Origin of the sequence: Okeania sp., assembly GCF_035285525.1 — a bacterium.
Lineage (GTDB): Bacteria > Cyanobacteriota > Cyanobacteriia > Cyanobacteriales > Microcoleaceae > Trichodesmium.
The window spans coordinates 1-18,115 of record NZ_JAYKGW010000047.1 but is presented as its reverse complement, the minus strand read 5'-3'; the positions used below and the strand labels follow the sequence as shown (position 1 = coordinate 18,115).

Sequence of the window (18,115 nt, the reverse complement as noted above, 5' to 3'; positions counted from 1 at the left end):
AGTGTTTGTATAGGGTTTGGAGACCAAACCCCTACAGAGCTTGAATTATACCGATGCTACCGGGTTTGATATTAAATGCCCGACCATAAGAAACCTACTTCCTATAAACCTGGTTTCTCATAAAATTTAAAAGCAAGTGGATTTGATGTGAAAATTTTTTAATGAGAAAGCTTAACATAAGATTAAAATTGCGCTAAATTATAAAATACAGAAAAATGCTTTTAAATCTTGAGGAGAAAAAAAATGGATTTTGACTTTCGCTTGTTAATCGTTCTATTTCCTATAATTGCTGCTGCTGGTTGGGCTGTTTTCAATATTGGTGTTATGGCTCTCCAACAACTGCAAAATTTCCTAAATAAAGAAGAAGCTTAAAATTAAGTACAATATATTTTTTTGTCTAAGTGCTGACTGTTATTTAACTAAAAGAAACAGTCAGCATTTTCTTGCCAAACTATTTTCAACGGACATGATCTGAAAACTATCAACCTTGCAGAAATAGCTACTGCATTCTCATCTTATACTCAAGTAAGTTCGGTTCTATAAGCGTCTACAAAAGTTTTTCTGTGTTCAAGTATTTGATGTGTGGATGTACATTGGAAAATATGATTGGCAGATCAATATAATTGAAAGTTAATTTTCATCTATAAATCCGCTAGTAAATCATCATCCTCCTCAACAACAGGAGCAGTATTTTCTACTGGGTTGCTAATGTGATTGAAGTTGGGAGTGTTGTATCCGTTAACCCACCGATGCCAGTCAGTCAATACCCAATCTATGGTCTCCGAGAGACTTTCAAACTGGTTCTCTAGGGCAATCCTTTCCAAGTTGGGTATATGGCGAGGCGCGATCACTACTTTCCTACTTGCCCAATTTTTTTTCATTTTTTAGCCTCTCTTTGTGCGATCGCCAGTAACCCACGAGCATTGATAAACTCGGAATCTTCGATGGTCTCAAAACCTTTTTTTTCAAGCCAGGGAGAGATTTTTGGTAGTTTAGCACCGCCACCAATAGCAAACAAAAACTCAGCGCCATCTAAATAGCTATCAATCTTGCCTAATACCTTTACCAGTGAGTTTTTGACCCATATTCTCAATTCCTGATTGTAAATTTCAGCAATGGAAAATTCACTAATCTTATTGTTGCCATAGACAAAATCACCGCATTCTACAGCTTTTTGAATAAGCTGCATATCGCCGTTACGTTTTAGCTGTTTGCGCAAATCTAAATTATTAGCAATGCGTTGATATAGAGACTTAACACCCAGATCTGGAAATCGCAATATTTGTTTGAAAGCGCCGTTGGAATAAACAGAAACTATGACTGTTCCATAACCAAGGTCGAGCAAAACTGTCTGGGATTCTTTGCTGCATTTTTTGGTCTGCAACAAGCTAGCATAAGCTCCCACACCTTCTGTTTTCACAGCTTTTAAGTCAAGATTTACTTTTCTGATTTGATTATTCAGCTTGACTGTATGTTCTCCATTAACTTTAGACTTCAAATCATTCAAGACTGCAAGATCATGTACACTTGATACGATCCCTACATCCGTATAATCCATTGTGATACTGGCTGCTATTGCAGCTAGGGTTAGCTCTAAAGCAAACTTGCTTTTACCTTCTCTATCATCTGAAGTTGATAGCACTCCAACCGGATCGAACTGGTAAGCTTGTTGACCTACTACGAACCTTTTGCCACACAAGTCAGTGCGGGGACCTACTACATATTCAACAAACACGGACTCTTGACCGCCATCTGTTATTTCTTGCTCATCATCTAAATAGTGGATTAATGATTTAATCCGAACCTCTACACCTTTACTAGATTTGGATTTGATCCGTCCGTTGCCGTTGTCAATGCCAATAGAAATACTGTCTGATATTAATTCCTCCTTATACGAGCTAACAAGATTGTCCATTGTGGTTGTTACCATAATTTTTATTGTTATTATTCTCAATAAGTTTTTAATAGGTCTTTTAAAGACCTAAATATATATTATGGCGAACTTTTGCATAATTGCAATCTACAATGTACTTTTTTTTAAATAGCCTGATCAAGATAGTGAGGCCATTATTCTTTGGCCATTTAAGGTCATTTAAAAATCTGCTTTAGGTTGTAATATCAAATCCGGTAGTATTGGTATAAAAAAGTAGAGAAACCAGGTCTATATAACCCCTAACTGTATCTTTGCAAAAAAACACACCTTTCTTTGTAAAGATACGGTTAGGGGTTCTATAAAAAAATATGTCCGGTTAGGGCATAATATCAAATCCGGTAGTATCGGTGTAAAAAGAGTGTGGTTCGTGTGGGGAGTATGGGAAGATATAGCAATGGTTAAAGATAAAACATTTTTTTCTACCGAATTAAGCGGATTTGATATGATTAAGGGTTCTATATGAAATGCCAACTATACTAAACATCTCCAAAAATTAAAAATATAATCAATTATTATCTATAAGTCATCAATTTCTCCCCCTATTCCCTGTTCCCTATTCTCTCTTTTCCGGAGATGTCTACTGATATCTGTCTCCCATAAACCCGGTTAATTCTGATTTGGGAAGTATTGGAACGTGAAGGCATAATTAGAAAAGTCGAATTTTTGTAATCTAATCTGGAGATGTTAATATAAACCCGTTTTCTATACTTTTTTTACCCAACAGGACTTACACAAGAACCTAAATATAGTGCTTAAAACCCCATACGCAATAGTTTTTTGACTCTATATATAGTATATAGTACCTTTGCGTAAGTCCTGACCCAAATTAAATTCTAGGATAAACACTTTGAAAGAACTCTTAATTACAGCAACTGATACTGATGCTGGCAAAACTATATTAACCATCGCTCTTGCTGCCTACTGGCAAACTTATCACAAAGACCTTAAATTAGCCTTATTTAAACCTATTCAAACTGGTATTGGCGATCGCGAACTCTACACTAAACTATTTTCTCTCGATCAATCCCTTGACGAAATCAATCCTTTGTGGTATAGAACACCTGTTGCTCCTCCGGTAGCTTCGGAACGGGAAGGTCGTTTAATAGAATTAGGTCATGTATGGTCAACCTTTACCACTTTGCGACAACAAAAAGATTTTGTCTTAGTTGAAGGTTTGGGAGGACTGGGTTCCCCTGTAACCCATGAACTGACAGTGGCAGACATAGCAAGAGATTGGCATTTACCTACAATTTTGGTTGTACCAGTTAAGTTAGGAGCGATCGCTCAAACGATAGCCAATGTTGCTCTAGCACGTCAAATGAAAGTTAATCTCCGAGGCATTATTCTCAACTGTGTTAAACCTTGTTCAAAAGAAGAAATAGTTGACTGGACTCCAGTTGACCTCATTGAATCTTTAACCCAAGTGCAAGTTTGCGGAATTATACCACATTTAGCAGATATTACTGACTTGGGTGAATTAGCTAAAGTTGCTTCTAATTTAGATTTAGAGAAATTTATGCCCTTGCCAGCTAAAGTAGGATAATTGATACAGGACTTACGCAAAGGCTCTATATATATATAGAACCCCTAACCGGATCTATTTTTTTATAGATGGGGAGGTTGGGGAGCTTGGGAAGATGGAGGCATTTTTCTACTTTATTCCTTATTTTATTTCTCTAACTCCTGACTTCTGACTCCTAACTCCTGACTCCTGAGTCCTGACTCCTGTCTCCTAGTTCTCACTTTTGCAAAGATACGTTTAGGGGTTCTATAGAGTGTTGGTAGGTTACGAAGTGCGCTTTTCATGTCGCGTAGCGAAACAAACCCTACCAGTAGCGTCGATGGGTAAGTCGTATGATAATTAAAGATAGTTTTGATTATTCATTATCAGTCTATTGAAGCAATTTTATTATGACTACTAAGCTAATAAACCAAATCTTACAACTTAGTATTTCAGAAAGACTAGGATTAATAGAAAATATCTGGAATAGTATTACTGATATGCCAGATAAAATTGAGCTAACAAACAAAAGAACAAAAACAAGAACTAGATTATCGCTTAGAATTGTATGAGGAAAACTCTACAATAGGTTCAAACTGGGAGGAAGTTAAACAAAGAATTAAACAGGACTTACACAGGAGGCACTATATATATAGAGTATTGGTGCGTTGTGGGTTGTGCGCTTTTCATGTCGCGTAGCGAAACATACCCTACCAATAGCGTTTATGCGTAAGTCCTATTAAAAACAGAAAATGAACTACAAAATTATTATTCAACCTGAAACAGAAAAAGATATAGAAAAAATATAGTTCGCCAAGTTCGCCAAGGATTGAAATCCTTGGCTGATACCTGAAGTCATCTAAAGATGACTAGATTGTCTATACCGTCTTTTTTTCGGAAGGCGCTTGCCACTCATTATTTGGGTGAGGATAATAGTGGGAGCATCTGGCTCCCGTACCTGATGTTCCTGATTATCTATACCGTCTTTTTTTCGGAAGGCGATCGCCATTCATTATTTGGGTTACAATAATAGTGAGAGCATCTGGCTCCCGTACCTGATATTCATTTTTTCTGTATAGCATTATCAGGACTTACGCAAAGACAGTATATGTAGTGTCTTGGTGCGTTGTGCGTTGTGCGCTAACCCACTACTCGATTGTTTCATCTTCAAATGGTGCAATAGGAAGTTGGCCTGAGATTGCTTTCCTAGGGAATGCTAGGCAAACACATTCGTTCGCAATGACAAATAATCATGCATTATTTTAGGTGAAACAGTCCACTAAGAATAGCTTTCATAGCTTTAGTCCTGATTATTATACAAAACTACCAAATTCTAAATTATCAAAAAATATGGTTTCAACTATTCCAACCTCAAATTCTGTGATCGCATCTCAACTACGCTCAGACATTAGAAAACTGCAACCACTATTAGTAGAGTGGCGACGACATTTGCACCAAAGACCAGAACTTGGTTTCAAAGAACATCTAACAGCACAATTTATTTCCCAAAAATTACAAGAGTGGAACATCGAACATCAAACCGAAATTGCCAACACAGGTATAGTTGCCACCATTAACAGTGGTAAACCAGGTCCCGTACTTGGTATCAGAGCAGACTTAGACGCACTACCAGTGCAAGAATTAAACGAGGTTCCATATAAATCCATACATGATGGTATTATGCACGCTTGTGGCCATGATGGACATACAGCGATCGCTCTCGGTACTGCCCACTATCTTGCTACTCATCGTCAAGATTTTAGTGGTATAGTCAAAATTATTTTTCAACCTGCCGAAGAAGGTCCCGGAGGGGCTAAACCGATGATTGAAGCAGGAGTATTGAAAAACCCTGATGTAGATACTATTATTGGTTTGCACTTGTGGAATAATCTCCCCCTTGGTACAGTAGGAGTCCGTAGTGGTGCTTTAATGGCAGCTACCGAAAGATTTAGTTGCACAATTTTGGGCAAAGGTGGGCATGGAGCAATGCCACATCAAACTGTAGATTCTATTGTGGTAGCAGCGCAAATTGTTAATGCTTTACAAACTATAGTAGCTCGGAATATTAATCCTATAGATTCAGCAGTTGTTACAATAGGGAAGTTGAATGCAGGTAGAGCATTTAATGTGATTGCTGATACTGCCAGACTGAGTGGTACAGTCCGCTATTTTAGTTTAGATTATCAAGATTATTTTAGTCAAAAAATTGAGCAAATAATTTCGGGAGTTTGTGCAACTTATGGAGCAAATTATGAGTTTAATTATATTCCACTTTATCCCCCATTAATTAACAATCAAGAAGTTGCAGATTTAGTTAAAAGTGTGGCTGAATCAATAGTAGAAACTCCGGCTGGTGTTGTACCAGAATGTCAAACTATGGGAGGTGAAGATATGTCATTTTTTCTACGAGAAATACCTGGTTGTTATTTCTTTTTAGGTTCAGCAAATGCTGAGAAAAAGTTGGCTTATCCTCATCATCATCCTAGATTTGATTTTGATGAAACAGCTTTGGGAATGGGAGTAGAAATGTTTATTCGTTGTGTGGAAAAATTTTGTAGTTAGGGATAATTTATTTTGAGAATATAGGGTTTTAATTTTGTAAGCATTTCCTGGGTCATGCTGCGCCAACAGCTATTAGCTGTCAGCAGTTAGCTCAAGCACAATAAAAATAAATGGCAAAAACTCTTTTAACTTCTACTTATCTGATGTTTTTAAACTATTTATATTTATTGCCGTAAATTATAGATTTGCCTCAAAAGCTAATAGCTGACTGCTGAATGCTTAATTATATGACAGTCCGGTTGATTTTTTATACGAATTTACGCTGACAATAAAAATCGTATTTCTCTTTATATTCCTGATCTTCTTGACCTGAAATTTAAAGCTCTTAAAAGGTAAATTAAGATTTTTTAAAATCACTAAACTTCTCTTGTAATTGAGATAATTTAATATTAAAATCTCAATATTGTTATCGGTAATACTAATTTTTTCAAAAAGGTATTTTAAGATAAATCAAGTCTTAAGAGAAATCAAAATCTCTGAAATATAGACTTATACAGTTTGTAGCAAAACTTATCAAAAGAATATTTATGCAAAATAACGTTAAGCAAAAGCCAAATTATCTAAGAATATTAACCATTGCTTCTCTATCTTTATTAGGAAGCCAAATGCCGAATATAGCTAAGGCAAACCAATTAATTTCACATATTAACGGTACAAATGAGATATTAATTGCTCAACAACAAGAAGTTTGTCAACTTCAGTCTTCATCAGCAGATAACCGTCAAAATGTAGATTTCCGAGATCGACCTGGTGGTGGTAAAAATATTGCTGCTTTCAATGATGGTACTCCTGTAACAGTCATCAATAGGTCTAATGACGGACAATGGACACAAGTCACTGGGCCAAATAATGTTCAAGGTTGGGTGTATACTTTATATCTGCAAAATTGTAATACACGCTCTGCTTCACAACAAACCAATACAGGCAGTACAACAGGTGGAATACCTATAGGAACAATGTGTCAAGTTAAAGGTTGGTCTGGTTCTGATTATATTGCAGTTCAAGATTTTCCCAATGCTCAAAGTCAACCTATGCCCTATAGCTTTCAAAAAGGTACTCAACTACAAGTTTCACAACCACCAGCAGGACAAGAGTCTAAAGATAAGTGGGTTTATGTTAAATCTATGGCTAAACCTCAAGAAGTAGGTTGGGTATGGAAGGCTTATATTCAATGTTAATTAGGGTTAGCTAAAGAAGTCTTGTTGTGAAAGTAGGGAGTAGGGAGTAGGGAGTAGGGAGTAGGGAGTAGGGAGTAGTGAAGAATCAAGAGGAATTAGGAGTTTTAGAAGATGTAAAAGATACACTTAGGGATTCTATAGAATAATTTTCCCAGGACTTGGGCAAAGGTAATATATATAGTGTATCGGTGCGTTACGCTACCGCTAACCCACCCTACCAGCAGCTTTCATGCGTAAATCCTGTTTCCCTTAATTTTCTACCCTATCTTGCCGCAAAATCCACTCATTATTAGCAATTATTAATTATTAATTATTAATTATTAATTATTAATTATTAATTATTAATTATCTATCCTGCCTATAGAATAATCTTCCCTTAATTTCCTACCTTATCTTGCCCAAAATCCACTCATTATTAGCAATTATTAATTATTAATTATTAATTATTAATTATCTATAAACATACCATAGAATCTAATATCACTAAAAATTTTAGGCCAGACTATAATAGGCCATTGTCCGGTACAGGGAGAATACAATTATGACTAATCGTCCAATAATCTTAGGTATTGTCGGTGACAGTGCTGCTGGTAAAACTACTTTAACCAAAGGAATAGCTCAAGTATTAGGGCCAGAGAATGTCACCATTATTTGTACAGATGATTACCATCGCTATGATCGAAAACAACGAGCTGAAATAGGTATTACCGCCCTCCACCCAGACTGCAACTATCTTGATATAATGCAGCAACATTTGACCTTGCTGCGTACCGGACAACCTATTCTCAAACCTATCTATAATCATTCAACCGGAATGTTTGACCCTCCAGAATACATTGACCCTAAAAAATTTGTGATTGTTGAGGGATTATTAGGTTATTCGACTAGGGCAGCCAGGGACTGTTATGATGTGAAAGTTTATTTAGCACCTCCAGAAGAACTAAGGGCAAAATGGAAAGTAAAACGGGATACGATGAAACGTGGCTACAGTGAAGCACAAGTTCTGAAAGAGATGGAAAAACGGGAACCAGACTCAGAGGCGTTTATCCGTCCCCAACGGAAATGGGCGGATGTGGTTGTTACTTTCTATCCTTCTGCTGATGACGCACATACTTCTCAACTTCATGTCCGTTTGGTACTGAGACCCACTATTCCTCATCCAGATTTTCTGGAGATTATCGATCGAGGTAGTGCTAGTTTTCAGCCAGCAGTTCGTTTGGGTTTAGACCGGGATATGGGTAAACCTGTGGATGTTTTGGAAGTTGATAGTCATGCTACGAAGGAACAGGTAAATGAGTTAGAAATGATTCTTTGTAATGAAATGCCTAATTTGAAAAATTTCTGTTCTACTGAGGGAGATCCAGACCTGGGTAAGTTAGTTGGAACGACTGGAGAACTGCTTCGGAGCTATCCTTTGGCTTTGACTCAGTTACTGATTTCTTATCACATGATTAAGGCAACTAAAATTTATCAATAGAATGATTAGGCATCTTCAGAAAAGAGGGAGTAGGGAGTAGGGAGTAGGGAGTAGGGAGTAGGGAGAAAGAATAGATGATTGCTGTCAGATAATTGATTTTAATTTTCATTTTTGGAGATGTCTATTATTGAGATTATAAATTTGCTTGGGTTTGGAGACCAAACCCCTACAACTCACTTATCAGTTATCAGTATCTCGTAGTTGTTCCCAGAGGCTTGAAATACTGAAGTTTATTTTTTTATCTCCTTGAAAGGGGAGGTTTTAAGTAGGTAGACAAAATTATTTGTATGTCTTAAATATTGTCGATCCTTTGATATCTTTATGACGATATAGCCATCAAAAATGCACAATTAATTCTGTCCAGGTACTTATACACAATTTTTCGGTTAGTTATGGTATTTTTGTCAGATTTTATTTAGCAAGAGAGTTATATTATTAAAGTATAAATTTAGGTTGATTTTGAATTAGTAACTATGTCGAACAAAATTTCTGCTGAAGAATTTTATGATAATTACGCTATCAAATATGATGATGTTGCTAAGAGCAAGTCTAATGCAAATCTTCACAGTAAAGCATTGAAAATTTTCCAGCAACACAATAATGATAATGAAGGTAGTATTTTGGATATTGCTTGTGGAACTGGACTACTAAGTGAATTATTACAGGGAGATTTTGAATATACAGGTATTGATATTTCAGCTAATATGTTGGAATATGCAGCTAAAAGAGGTTATAAAACTATTCATAAACCAATAGAAACTGCTTTGGCAGAAATTGATTCCCAATCCTACGATTTGGTTTTTTGTTTAAGTTCATTGCATTTTGTTGAAGATGCTGAAACAGCAATTAAACATATTTATCGAATTGCCCGTAAAGCTATTTTAATTAGTCTTGATGAAATGACAGAAGAATATATGAAAAAGTTTATTGTTCCAGTTTACGACCATTCAAAAATAGTAATTAAAAATGCTATTGAAGATTATTTTATTATAGGTTGGGTTTCTTCAAGTCAAGGTATTCCGATCCGAACCCGAATGATTTTTATTGAACAAAAAAATTAAATTTAATGATAAATAAGTAGTGATTATTTTTAGTTTAACTCCTCAAAAGGAGAAAGAAACAATAAAAATATCACTACTTAAAAAAAAGTATCTTTGCCTTAAAAAATCAAAGGTAATATCGAAGTTGGAGCAGGTATCATTTCCGCTCCTCGCAAGTCTAATAATTGCACAAGAATTAAATAAGCGATCGCTAAACCTATAGAAATAGCTCCAGTAATAATAGCCACAATTTTTCCACGATCCATAACTTTTTACTCCTAATATCAAGTCACATTAATTAACCATAATAACCTCTAGGGACGTTGTATAACAAAAATGCGCTTTATGTCGCGCAGCGATACGTCCCTACTTTTTTGGTCTATTTCTACTTATTTATGAAAAGTGCTATTACCCAGAACGTCTACGCAACACCTCTACCAAAGTCAAAAAATCTTCTGGCAAAGGAGCGATCGCTTCTACCAAGTCCCCAGAAACGGGATGTTGTAACTCTAGTCGCCAAGCATGAAGAGCTTGACCAGTTAAGTTTACACCTACGGAACGACCTTTTCCATAAACAGTATCTCCCACAATAGGATATCCTATTTTAGCACTATGAACCCGAATTTGATGAGTTCGTCCAGTCTCCAACCGAAACAACATCATGGAAAAATTTCCCAAACGCTCCTTAACTTGCCAATGAGTAACAGCAACTTTTCCACCTCTCTCCACTGGTGTCACTGCCATTTTTTTCCGGTCGATCCGATGACGACCAATGGGTAAATCTATTGTACCACTATCCGTTTTCGGACTACCATAAACTACTCCCAAATATTCTCGTTTTGCGGTTTTCGCTTGTAACTGACTTTGCAAATGTTGATAAGCTTGGTCTGTTTTGGCAACCATGATAGCTCCAGTGGTATCCTTATCTAACCGATGTACAATACCTGGTCGTTGTACTCCCCCAATACCGGCCAAGGAGTCACAATGAGCTAAAAGTGCATTTACCAAAGTACCTTCTGAATGTCCGGGTGCTGGATGTACAACTAAACCTGCTGGTTTGTTGATAATTAATAGATCATTATCTTCATAGAGAATATTTAAAGGAATATCATTAGCTTCTATTTCTAAAGGTTTTGGTGGCGGAATAGTGAGAATAATTTTATCGCCTTTTTGTACTGTTGCTTTTTTGGAAGTACAGATATTCTCATTTACTTTTACATTGCTTTGAGAGATTAATTTTTGGATATGGGATCGCGATAGCTCGGGTATTTGTTGAGAGATCCAAATATCCAAACGTTGGCTTATTTGATTCTCGCTATTTACTTCTAAAATAATTGAACTTTCATCACTCATAAGATTATAAAAATTGTTTGTAGACTTACCAGTTTATCCAATCTACATTCTACTAGAAGATAATTAAACTTTTTGCTAAACCCAAAGTTTCAGAAATTAGAATACAGAAATTCTCAGTTTTTCTGACTTGATAATTTTGACTTGATAATTCTACTAGAAGATAATTAGACTTTTTGCCAAGCTCAAAGTTTCAGAAATTAGAATACAGAAATTCTCAGTTTTTCTGACTTGATAATTTTGAAGACATGAATTTTACTAGAAGATAATTATACTTTTTGCTAAACTCAAAGTTTCAGAAATTAGAATAGATAAATTCTCAGTTTTTCTGACTTGGGAATTTTGAAGACATGAATTTTGACTTCATATAGAGAATATCATTAGCTTCTATTTCTAAAGGTGTTGGTGGCGGAATAGTGAGAATAATTTTATCGCCTTTTTGTACTATTGCTTTTTGGAAGTACAGATATCCTCATTTACTTTCACATTGCCTTGGGAGATTAACTTTTGGATATGCGATCGCGATAGATCAGGCATTTGTTGAGAGAACTAAATATCCAAACGTTGACTTATTTCATCCTCACTATTCACTTCTAAAATAATTGAACTTTCATCACTCATATATTTATAAAAATTGTTTGTAGACTTACCAGCTTATCCAATCTACATTCTACTATAAGATAACCAGACCTTTTGCCAAACCAAAAGTTAAATAATAGGATTTACGCACCAGACCATATATGTAGCGTTAAAAACTATGGCGCCATCGTTTTTGAACTCTATATATAGTAGATTTGCGTAAGTCCTAATAAATTAGAATAAAGAAATCATCAGCTTTTATGACTTTTGACTTTTGACTTTTGACTTGATTCTGCAAGAAGTCTACAGAATATCACAGGACTTACGCAATGACCCTAGATATAGTGTTTCAAACTATGGCGCCATCGTTTTTGAACTCTATATATAGTAGATTTCCGTAAGTCCTGTAAATATCAAATACATTATTACTTAATTGAGAGAATGAAACATACACTTTCTGTTTTAGTTGAAGACGAAGCGGGAGTTTTGACCCGCATTGCTGGTTTATTTGCCCGTCGTGGTTTTAATATCGAGAGTCTAGCAGTTGGCCCAGCAGAGGACACTGGTGTTTCTCGAATTACAATGGTGGTACCTGGAGACGATCAGATTATCGAACAGTTGACCAAACAACTGTACAAGTTGATTAATGTCTTGAAAGTAGACGATATTACAGCTATTCCTAGTGTAGAACGAGAATTAATGTTGCTCAAGATTAATGCTACCACAGCTATGCGGTCAGAAGTGATTGAGATAGTAACTATATTTCGGGCGCGGGTAGTAGACGTGGGAGAAGATTCACTAACTATTGAAGTAGTAGGAGATCCAGGAAAAATGGTAGCTATTGTGCAAATGCTTGCTAAGTATGGTATCCGTGAAATTGCGAGAACAGGAAAAATAGCTTTAACCCGGGAGTCTGGTGTTAATACAGAGTTCCTCAAACTTCAAGCTTTGGAAGCTACATTGTAATTTTTTAGGCAGTAGGGAGTAGGGAGTAGGGAGTAGGGAGTGGGGTAGTAGGGACGTTGCATCACAAAAATGCGTTTCATGTCCGCTCAACCGCGGAAAACGTCCCTACAAAAATACCAAATGGCTTCTATAGCGCACTTTGCTATACTTCTAATCTAATTTTTAGGACTTACGCAAATGTACTTGTACTAGATATAGAGTTGGAAAACTATTGCGCCATAGTTTTAAGCACTATATCTAGGGTCGCTGCGTAAGTCCTGATTCCTTTAATGATGATAAACCTAAAAGTCTTTACAGATAAAGGTTATATTTCAGTATGAAAACGAGATTTTAGGTGGTTCCGGTTCCCAAACTTAGCATTTCTGGCTCACTATGATATAGATATAAAAATCAAAGAATAATTTTTCCTCCAACCCTCCCCATACTTCCCACATTCCCCACCCTCTGATTTTTTGAGCAAACCCTAATTAGCTCTCGGTTGCCGAAACTCATAAATATCCTGAATCACCTCAACCCAACCATCGGTAAAAGCTTCAAGTATTTGCTCGCCTTTTTCCCTAGTTGCCACTGTGGCATCACCCAATACACCACTACGAGTCAACTCTCGCGTTAACCAAGCAAAAGGTAAATTTCCCTCCATACTCAACATACTCTCTTCTGGCAAACCTGGAGGATATTCGCACACGGCCTTATCCATTTTCACCACATCTGGTAACATAGACAACATCATACTGGTTTCCGCATCTCCAGCATGAATCCCTAACTCCATTTCCTTTGGTGTCAATAATTCTGCACTAGGATTAGGTACGCGCCAAGCTAAGAGAGGAAATAGTAAAAAATCTGCATATTTTTGGTGCAAGTCTCGTGCTACTATCTCAATAACTTGAGGTTGCCCACCATGAGCGTTTAAAAATACTAATTTCCGGAACCCAGAACGATAGATACTTTCTCCTATTTCTGTTAAAACAGCCATTAAAGTTTGGGCAGTGAGGGTAATCGTGCCTGGAAAATGCCAATGTTCGTTAGACTTGCCGTAATATTGGGTGGGCAAAGCATAGGCAGGAATATGGGGTTCTAGTTTAGCTAATGCTTTGCCAGTTACATAAGTAGCGATCGCTGAATCCACAATTAAGGGTAAATGGGGTCCATGTTGTTCAATGGAACCTACTGGTTGAATAATTACTACATTTTCTTGATCTGGCATTGTCTCAATATCTTGCCAGGTAAGATAGGAAAAAAATCTGTTTGGTGGAATAAAATTGTGGATCATAAATAAATAGTAAGATGCTGTATTCTATAGAAGTCATTTGGGAACTATAGCAGGGAACTATAGCAGGGAACTATAGCAGGGAACAGGGAACAGGTGGAAAAGTCTTTCCGTGGTCTTTGATTCATCATCAGTCCATGTCCTAATCGCCTTGTCTGTTGCTATATAAAATTTGGTGGGGAGATAGGGGATGGGGAGATGGGGGGGATAGGGAGATTTTTCTACCTTTTTCCCTCCAACTGTTTCTTTCACTCCTGACTCCTGACTCCTATCTCCTTTGTCAAAAATCTTCACTTTTGCAAAGATACCAAATGGATTCTATATCAAGTGTCCTATTTTTCGGTAAATTAAACAATTTTCATGGCTAGATAGAGTATTAATATATCCTGGTGGATTCCGTAACCATGTGCCTTTGGGATAAATTCCTTCTTCATCTTTCAATACACCTTCAAGGACAAAAATTTCTTCACCCCCTCCATGCTCATTACTGGGGAGAGTCGTGCCTGTTGCTAATTTCATCAGAGCAACTTCTTCAGTCTGATATTTATGTAACGGCATTACTTGCAACCCAGGAACTTTACCAAGCAACCACTTTGCTTGAGTAGTAGAAATGAGAATCCGTTGTTGATCCTGTGGATTCATTTGCCAGAGTTTCACCAGAATAGTACAACCATTTTTACTATGGGGAGTGTGACGAGAGTTAACTGGGTTGCGGATATAGGTTCCAGGTTCGTAGTCTCCTTGCTCATCAGAAAAGATACCATCAAGTACCAAAAATTCTTCTCCTCCACCATGGGTATGAGTTGAGAAATAACTATTAGGAGCGTAACGAACAATAGAGGTGGCACGGGCAACTTCATCTCCATCTCGTTCTAACATTCGTCGTTGCACTCCTCCCATTGGTGAATCTATCCAAGGCAAGTTTTCTGTAAAGACAACAACACGCTTTTGTAAATCAGTATTTAGTTTCATTTTAAATTTTTGGTAAGTGTGAAACCAGCTTGTTTTAAAAGCTGGAGGAAAATGAATCGGCGGGTTTTAACCCACAGTTGTCTTGACATCTATGAACATTTTCACTGTACAATAAATACAGCAAATTCCAAGTATCTGAAGTACAGGTATTAATAGTTAAATCTTGCCAGTGCGATTTTTCGGGAACCGTGCATCCTGTTCGCGTAGATGTACCTAATCAAACTGGTATCCGCTGTATTTTAGGGAAAACTAAGTTTAATTAGGAGAAGTTTTCAACCTTTGAAGATTGATTATTAATTATTAATAGGAGAGTACAAAGTTCTCCTAAAAGATGATTTGCTTTTCAGGCTGAAAGAATTACTGGAAAGTGCTTACAGTATCTACATTCATAAATCAAAAGTTTCCAACCTTTAGATAGCTGAAAGCCTTAGCTAGCAATATTTATTCCTAGAACTTTGCACTGTTCAGTTATTAATTATTAATTATTAATTAGAGAGCTGAAAGCCTTAGCTAGCAATATTTATTCCTAGAACTTTACACTGTTCAGTTATTAATTATTCATGATCCATTATCCCTTATTAATTATTAATTATTTTCTTGCCTCATAACATTTTTCTACAAAACTTAAATAATGCTTTTGAAAAACTGTTTGAGAAAATTTATCGGCGTGCTTTCTGATAATTTCTGGCTGAAAATATTTCTGAGAATTTTCAAATTTTTCCACTGCCTCTATTAATGCTTTTTCTGTTTGTTCAGCAAACAATAAACCCGTTGCCGAATCAGGATATTTTCTCATATCTAAAACTGTTTCAGTTGCGCCACCAACACCATAAGCAATAACAGGAGTTCCACAAGCTTGTGCTTCTACTAAAGCCATGCCAAAATCTTCACAAGCAGCATAAATAAATCCTTTTGCTTCTGACATATATTTAGTTACTACTTCTTCAGATTGCCAACCCATAATTTTCACATTAGACTTAGCAAGTTGACGTAATTTTTTTAATTCTTTGCCACTGCCAATAACTATTAATTCTCTTCCTAACTGATTAAAAACTTTGACAATTAAAGATATTTTTTTATAACTAACTAATCTACAAACCGTCACATAAAAATCTTGTTTCTGAGATTTAAAAGGAAATTTTTCCACATCTACTGGCGGATAAATAACCTCTGCTTTGCGTCGATAACAACGCCAAATTCTGCGGGCAGTATGTTGAGAATTAGCAATAAAATAGTCTACTCGATTAGCAGAAATTACATCCCATTCTCGGAGTCGATGTAAAAGATATCGAGTTAAAATTCCAGGTAAACCTTTACCAACTTTACTACTATTTAGATAATCAAAAGTTAAATCCCAAGCATAACGCATGGGAGTATGACAATAACAAATATGGAGTTGATAAGGTGTAGTCAAAATACCTTTAGCAACTGCATGAGAAGAAGAGAGAATAACATCATATTCTCGTAAATCAAATTGTTCGATTGCTATAGGTAATAAAGGTAAATATTTTTGTACTCCGTTACGAGCAAAAGGTAAATTTTGTAAAAAAGTTTTGCCGATTTTTCGTTGATAAAGATAACTTTCTGGATTGCTTGATTCAAAATCAATTAGAGCATATAAATCAGCATTAATATATTTGAGAATTTCCTTAACAACTAATTCTGAACCACCAGTTGCTTTAGGAGTTAACCATTCGTGAACTAGAGCATATTTTCTTTCCACAATAGACTTTTAAATATTAAAAAATAGAACAACTTTTGATAACCAAAATATCGTAGGGAAGTTCCATGGAACGTCTCTACAATGTTGATATTAAATTACACTTTAACTACCTCATTTTCCATATTATCTACCGATATTAAAACAGAATTAGTTTTCACTGCACGGAACATTCCAAAGCGACAAAGACCACTTCCAAACGCCAGACGCATCAATAAAATAGTAGGTACTTCTCGTAAAGATTTAATTACCCCTGATAAACCAGAGCGCATCATCCCTTGAGGTCTAATCACACCTTGCCAAATAGAATCAAACCAAGAAGAAAGAGTTTCCTGGGTCCAATCTGCTGTTGTTACCTCCCCTTCTACTAACCCAGTTTCTGCTATTAGTTCTGAAAAGCCTTCGATACTAGAAAAAGCCGGATGAGACCACTGCTCTAATAATTGACGCATTACAGGTTTTTCCCAAAAATTAAGTGGTTTTTGGCGATCGTCTCGCTGATTCCAGTCAGCTACAATCAATATTCCACCAGGCTTTAATACCCGTATCATTTCTTGAGCATATTTGGCTTTATCTGGCATATGAGGTCCGGCTTCAATAGACCAAACTACATCAAAACTATTATCTGGGAAAGAGAGTGCTAAGGCATCATCTACTTTAAATTTCGCGTCAACTCCCTCTGGGGTTAGCTCTTGTGCCCGTTTTACTTGTCCGGGACTAATAGTAATACCGGTAACATTAAATCCATAGTCTTTGGCTAAAATACGGCTGCTACCACCTATTCCACAACCTACATCTATAACGGTAGTACCACGGGGTAGTTTATCGAGACCACCCCATTTAACCATTTCATGTACAAAGTCATATTTTGCAGTCAAGAAATCTTTCCTTTGTGGGGGGGAGCCATAATGACCTAAATGAATGTGTTCGCCCCAGTAAAATTCGAGGATGCCGTCTTCTGTCCATTCATCGTAGGAGTTGGCTACGGTTTCTGATGATTCATAACTGCGAGGGTTTTTTAGGTAGACTACAATGCCTATTACTGATAATAAAAGTATAAGTCCAAGGGTGTAATATAGGTACATTAAAGAAATTTTGGTATTTATTTAAAAGTTTATTGGTATTATAGCAGTATTGTTGAAGTTAGAAACAATCCAGTAGTGCATTGTTTCATCTAAAAATGTGCATTAGGAAGACACCGTAGGGGCGGGTTTCATAAGTGAGTTAACGAGTTTTCCAAGTAACCCAGATAAACCCGCCCCCAGTGATATAAGCTGTCTCAGGGGCGGGTTTGTATAAATCCTAGAGTAGTATAAAAATTTCTGCATAAACCCGCCCCTACCCCATGCACCATTTTAGATGAAACAGTCCACGACTAATTACTACTCCCTAATGCACAGTTTGAGCTATGTCGGTCCACTACTCCCCTGCTCCCCCACTCCTCTACTCCCCCGCTCCCCTACTCCTTTAGCGACGGTAAGTTATTGACTATATCTACTGTTTCTAAACTAACTGTAATTATTTGACCAATTAATCGCACAATATATTGTTCGTCGTCTAAGCGGTTGGG

16 protein-coding genes are annotated in these 18,115 nt (G+C 36.6%); 7 read left to right on the top strand and 9 right to left on the bottom strand.

Features of this window, described 5'->3' with window-relative positions:
- Positions 1–243 precede the first annotated feature (243 nt).
- Positions 244–372 (top strand): photosystem II protein Y, encoded by a 129-nt coding sequence (locus VKJ25_RS05210; protein ID WP_324235563.1) that lies wholly within the window; start codon positions 244–246, stop codon positions 370–372.
- A gap of 269 nt (positions 373–641) precedes the next feature.
- Here VKJ25_RS05210 and VKJ25_RS05205 read toward each other — a convergent pair whose 3' ends face one another.
- Together VKJ25_RS05205 and VKJ25_RS05200 are read right to left on the bottom strand one after the other, a co-directional pair.
- A complete protein-coding gene (locus tag VKJ25_RS05205) occupies positions 642–881 on the bottom strand; it encodes a hypothetical protein (RefSeq protein WP_324235562.1) in 240 nt (79 codons plus the stop codon).
- Positions 878–1,930, bottom strand: coding sequence for a ParM/StbA family protein (locus VKJ25_RS05200; protein WP_324235561.1), 1,053 nt, complete (start codon positions 1,928–1,930; stop codon positions 878–880). The genes VKJ25_RS05205 and VKJ25_RS05200 overlap by 4 nt, the downstream gene beginning before the upstream one ends.
- 850 nt (positions 1,931–2,780) lie before the next feature.
- On the opposite strand from VKJ25_RS05200, the gene bioD reads away from it, so the two are divergent.
- The 5 genes from bioD (at position 2,781) to VKJ25_RS05175 (ending at position 9,712) form a co-directional block, all read left to right on the top strand.
- Positions 2,781–3,476: a dethiobiotin synthase gene (bioD, locus tag VKJ25_RS05195; RefSeq protein ID WP_324235560.1), complete on the top strand. Its 696-nt coding sequence runs from the start codon at positions 2,781–2,783 to the stop codon at positions 3,474–3,476.
- Between the two features lie 1,308 nt (positions 3,477–4,784).
- Positions 4,785–5,996 carry a M20 metallopeptidase family protein gene (locus VKJ25_RS05190; protein ID WP_324235559.1) on the top strand — a complete coding sequence of 404 codons (1,212 nt, stop codon included), beginning with the start codon at positions 4,785–4,787 and terminating at the stop codon, positions 5,994–5,996.
- Positions 5,997–6,523: 527 nt separating this feature from the next.
- Complete coding sequence (locus tag VKJ25_RS05185; RefSeq protein ID WP_324235558.1) at positions 6,524–7,174, top strand: SH3 domain-containing protein; 651 nt, start codon at positions 6,524–6,526, stop codon at positions 7,172–7,174.
- A 541-nt stretch (positions 7,175–7,715) separates the two neighbouring features.
- Positions 7,716–8,651, top strand: coding sequence for a phosphoribulokinase (locus VKJ25_RS05180; protein WP_324235557.1), 936 nt, complete (start codon positions 7,716–7,718; stop codon positions 8,649–8,651).
- A gap of 473 nt (positions 8,652–9,124) precedes the next feature.
- Positions 9,125–9,712 (top strand): class I SAM-dependent DNA methyltransferase, encoded by a 588-nt coding sequence (locus VKJ25_RS05175; RefSeq protein WP_324235556.1) that lies wholly within the window; start codon positions 9,125–9,127, stop codon positions 9,710–9,712.
- Between the two features lie 98 nt (positions 9,713–9,810).
- Here VKJ25_RS05175 and VKJ25_RS05170 read toward each other — a convergent pair whose 3' ends face one another.
- The 3 genes from VKJ25_RS05170 to VKJ25_RS05160 form a co-directional block, all read right to left on the bottom strand.
- Positions 9,811–9,957, bottom strand: a complete 147-nt coding sequence (locus VKJ25_RS05170; protein ID WP_324235555.1) for a hypothetical protein — start codon at positions 9,955–9,957, stop codon at positions 9,811–9,813.
- Between the two features lie 142 nt (positions 9,958–10,099).
- Positions 10,100–11,044, bottom strand: a complete 945-nt coding sequence (locus tag VKJ25_RS05165; RefSeq protein ID WP_324235554.1) for an RluA family pseudouridine synthase — start codon at positions 11,042–11,044, stop codon at positions 10,100–10,102.
- A gap of 441 nt (positions 11,045–11,485) precedes the next feature.
- The gene (locus tag VKJ25_RS05160; protein WP_324235553.1) at positions 11,486–11,578 is read right to left on the bottom strand and encodes a S4 domain-containing protein; all 93 of its coding nucleotides are present in this window, start codon (positions 11,576–11,578) and stop codon (positions 11,486–11,488) included.
- 483 nt (positions 11,579–12,061) lie between these two features.
- Here VKJ25_RS05160 and ilvN point away from each other — a divergent pair, with 483 nt between their 5' ends.
- Entirely contained in the window at positions 12,062–12,586 is a 525-nt protein-coding gene (gene ilvN, locus VKJ25_RS05155; protein ID WP_324235552.1) for an acetolactate synthase small subunit, read from the top strand.
- A gap of 463 nt (positions 12,587–13,049) precedes the next feature.
- On the opposite strand, the gene VKJ25_RS05150 is transcribed toward ilvN, so the two are convergent.
- The 4 genes from VKJ25_RS05150 to VKJ25_RS05135 all read right to left on the bottom strand — a co-directional run bounded on the left by VKJ25_RS05150 (position 13,050) and on the right by VKJ25_RS05135 (position 17,630).
- A complete protein-coding gene (locus VKJ25_RS05150) occupies positions 13,050–13,853 on the bottom strand; it encodes a creatininase family protein (protein WP_324235578.1) in 804 nt (267 codons plus the stop codon).
- Between the two features lie 318 nt (positions 13,854–14,171).
- Positions 14,172–14,825: a cupin domain-containing protein gene (locus tag VKJ25_RS05145; RefSeq protein ID WP_324235551.1), complete on the bottom strand. Its 654-nt coding sequence runs from the start codon at positions 14,823–14,825 to the stop codon at positions 14,172–14,174.
- Between the two features lie 589 nt (positions 14,826–15,414).
- Positions 15,415–16,548: a glycosyltransferase gene (locus tag VKJ25_RS05140; RefSeq protein ID WP_324235550.1), complete on the bottom strand. Its 1,134-nt coding sequence runs from the start codon at positions 16,546–16,548 to the stop codon at positions 15,415–15,417.
- A 95-nt stretch (positions 16,549–16,643) separates the two neighbouring features.
- The gene (locus VKJ25_RS05135) at positions 16,644–17,630 is read right to left on the bottom strand and encodes a methyltransferase domain-containing protein (protein ID WP_324235549.1); all 987 of its coding nucleotides are present in this window, start codon (positions 17,628–17,630) and stop codon (positions 16,644–16,646) included.
- Positions 17,631–18,115 lie beyond the last annotated feature (485 nt).

What these genes read in the sequence shown, in the direction of transcription:
- VKJ25_RS05210 (WP_324235563.1), top strand. Translation starts at nt 244, where the DNA reads ATGGATTTTGACTTTCGCTTGTTAATCGTTCTATTTCCTATAATTGCT.
- VKJ25_RS05205 (WP_324235562.1), bottom strand. Translation starts at nt 881, where the DNA reads ATGAAAAAAAATTGGGCAAGTAGGAAAGTAGTGATCGCGCCTCGCCAT.
- VKJ25_RS05200 (WP_324235561.1), bottom strand. Translation starts at nt 1,930, where the DNA reads ATGGTAACAACCACAATGGACAATCTTGTTAGCTCGTATAAGGAGGAA.
- VKJ25_RS05190 (WP_324235559.1), top strand. Translation starts at nt 4,785, where the DNA reads ATGGTTTCAACTATTCCAACCTCAAATTCTGTGATCGCATCTCAACTA.
- VKJ25_RS05185 (WP_324235558.1), top strand. Translation starts at nt 6,524, where the DNA reads ATGCAAAATAACGTTAAGCAAAAGCCAAATTATCTAAGAATATTAACC.
- VKJ25_RS05180 (WP_324235557.1), top strand. Translation starts at nt 7,716, where the DNA reads ATGACTAATCGTCCAATAATCTTAGGTATTGTCGGTGACAGTGCTGCT.
- VKJ25_RS05175 (WP_324235556.1), top strand. Translation starts at nt 9,125, where the DNA reads ATGTCGAACAAAATTTCTGCTGAAGAATTTTATGATAATTACGCTATC.
- VKJ25_RS05170 (WP_324235555.1), bottom strand. Translation starts at nt 9,957, where the DNA reads ATGGATCGTGGAAAAATTGTGGCTATTATTACTGGAGCTATTTCTATA.
- VKJ25_RS05165 (WP_324235554.1), bottom strand. Translation starts at nt 11,044, where the DNA reads ATGAGTGATGAAAGTTCAATTATTTTAGAAGTAAATAGCGAGAATCAA.
- VKJ25_RS05160 (WP_324235553.1), bottom strand. Translation starts at nt 11,578, where the DNA reads ATGCCTGATCTATCGCGATCGCATATCCAAAAGTTAATCTCCCAAGGC.
- ilvN (WP_324235552.1), top strand. Translation starts at nt 12,062, where the DNA reads ATGAAACATACACTTTCTGTTTTAGTTGAAGACGAAGCGGGAGTTTTG.
- VKJ25_RS05145 (WP_324235551.1), bottom strand. Translation starts at nt 14,825, where the DNA reads ATGAAACTAAATACTGATTTACAAAAGCGTGTTGTTGTCTTTACAGAA.
- VKJ25_RS05135 (WP_324235549.1), bottom strand. Translation starts at nt 17,630, where the DNA reads ATGTACCTATATTACACCCTTGGACTTATACTTTTATTATCAGTAATA.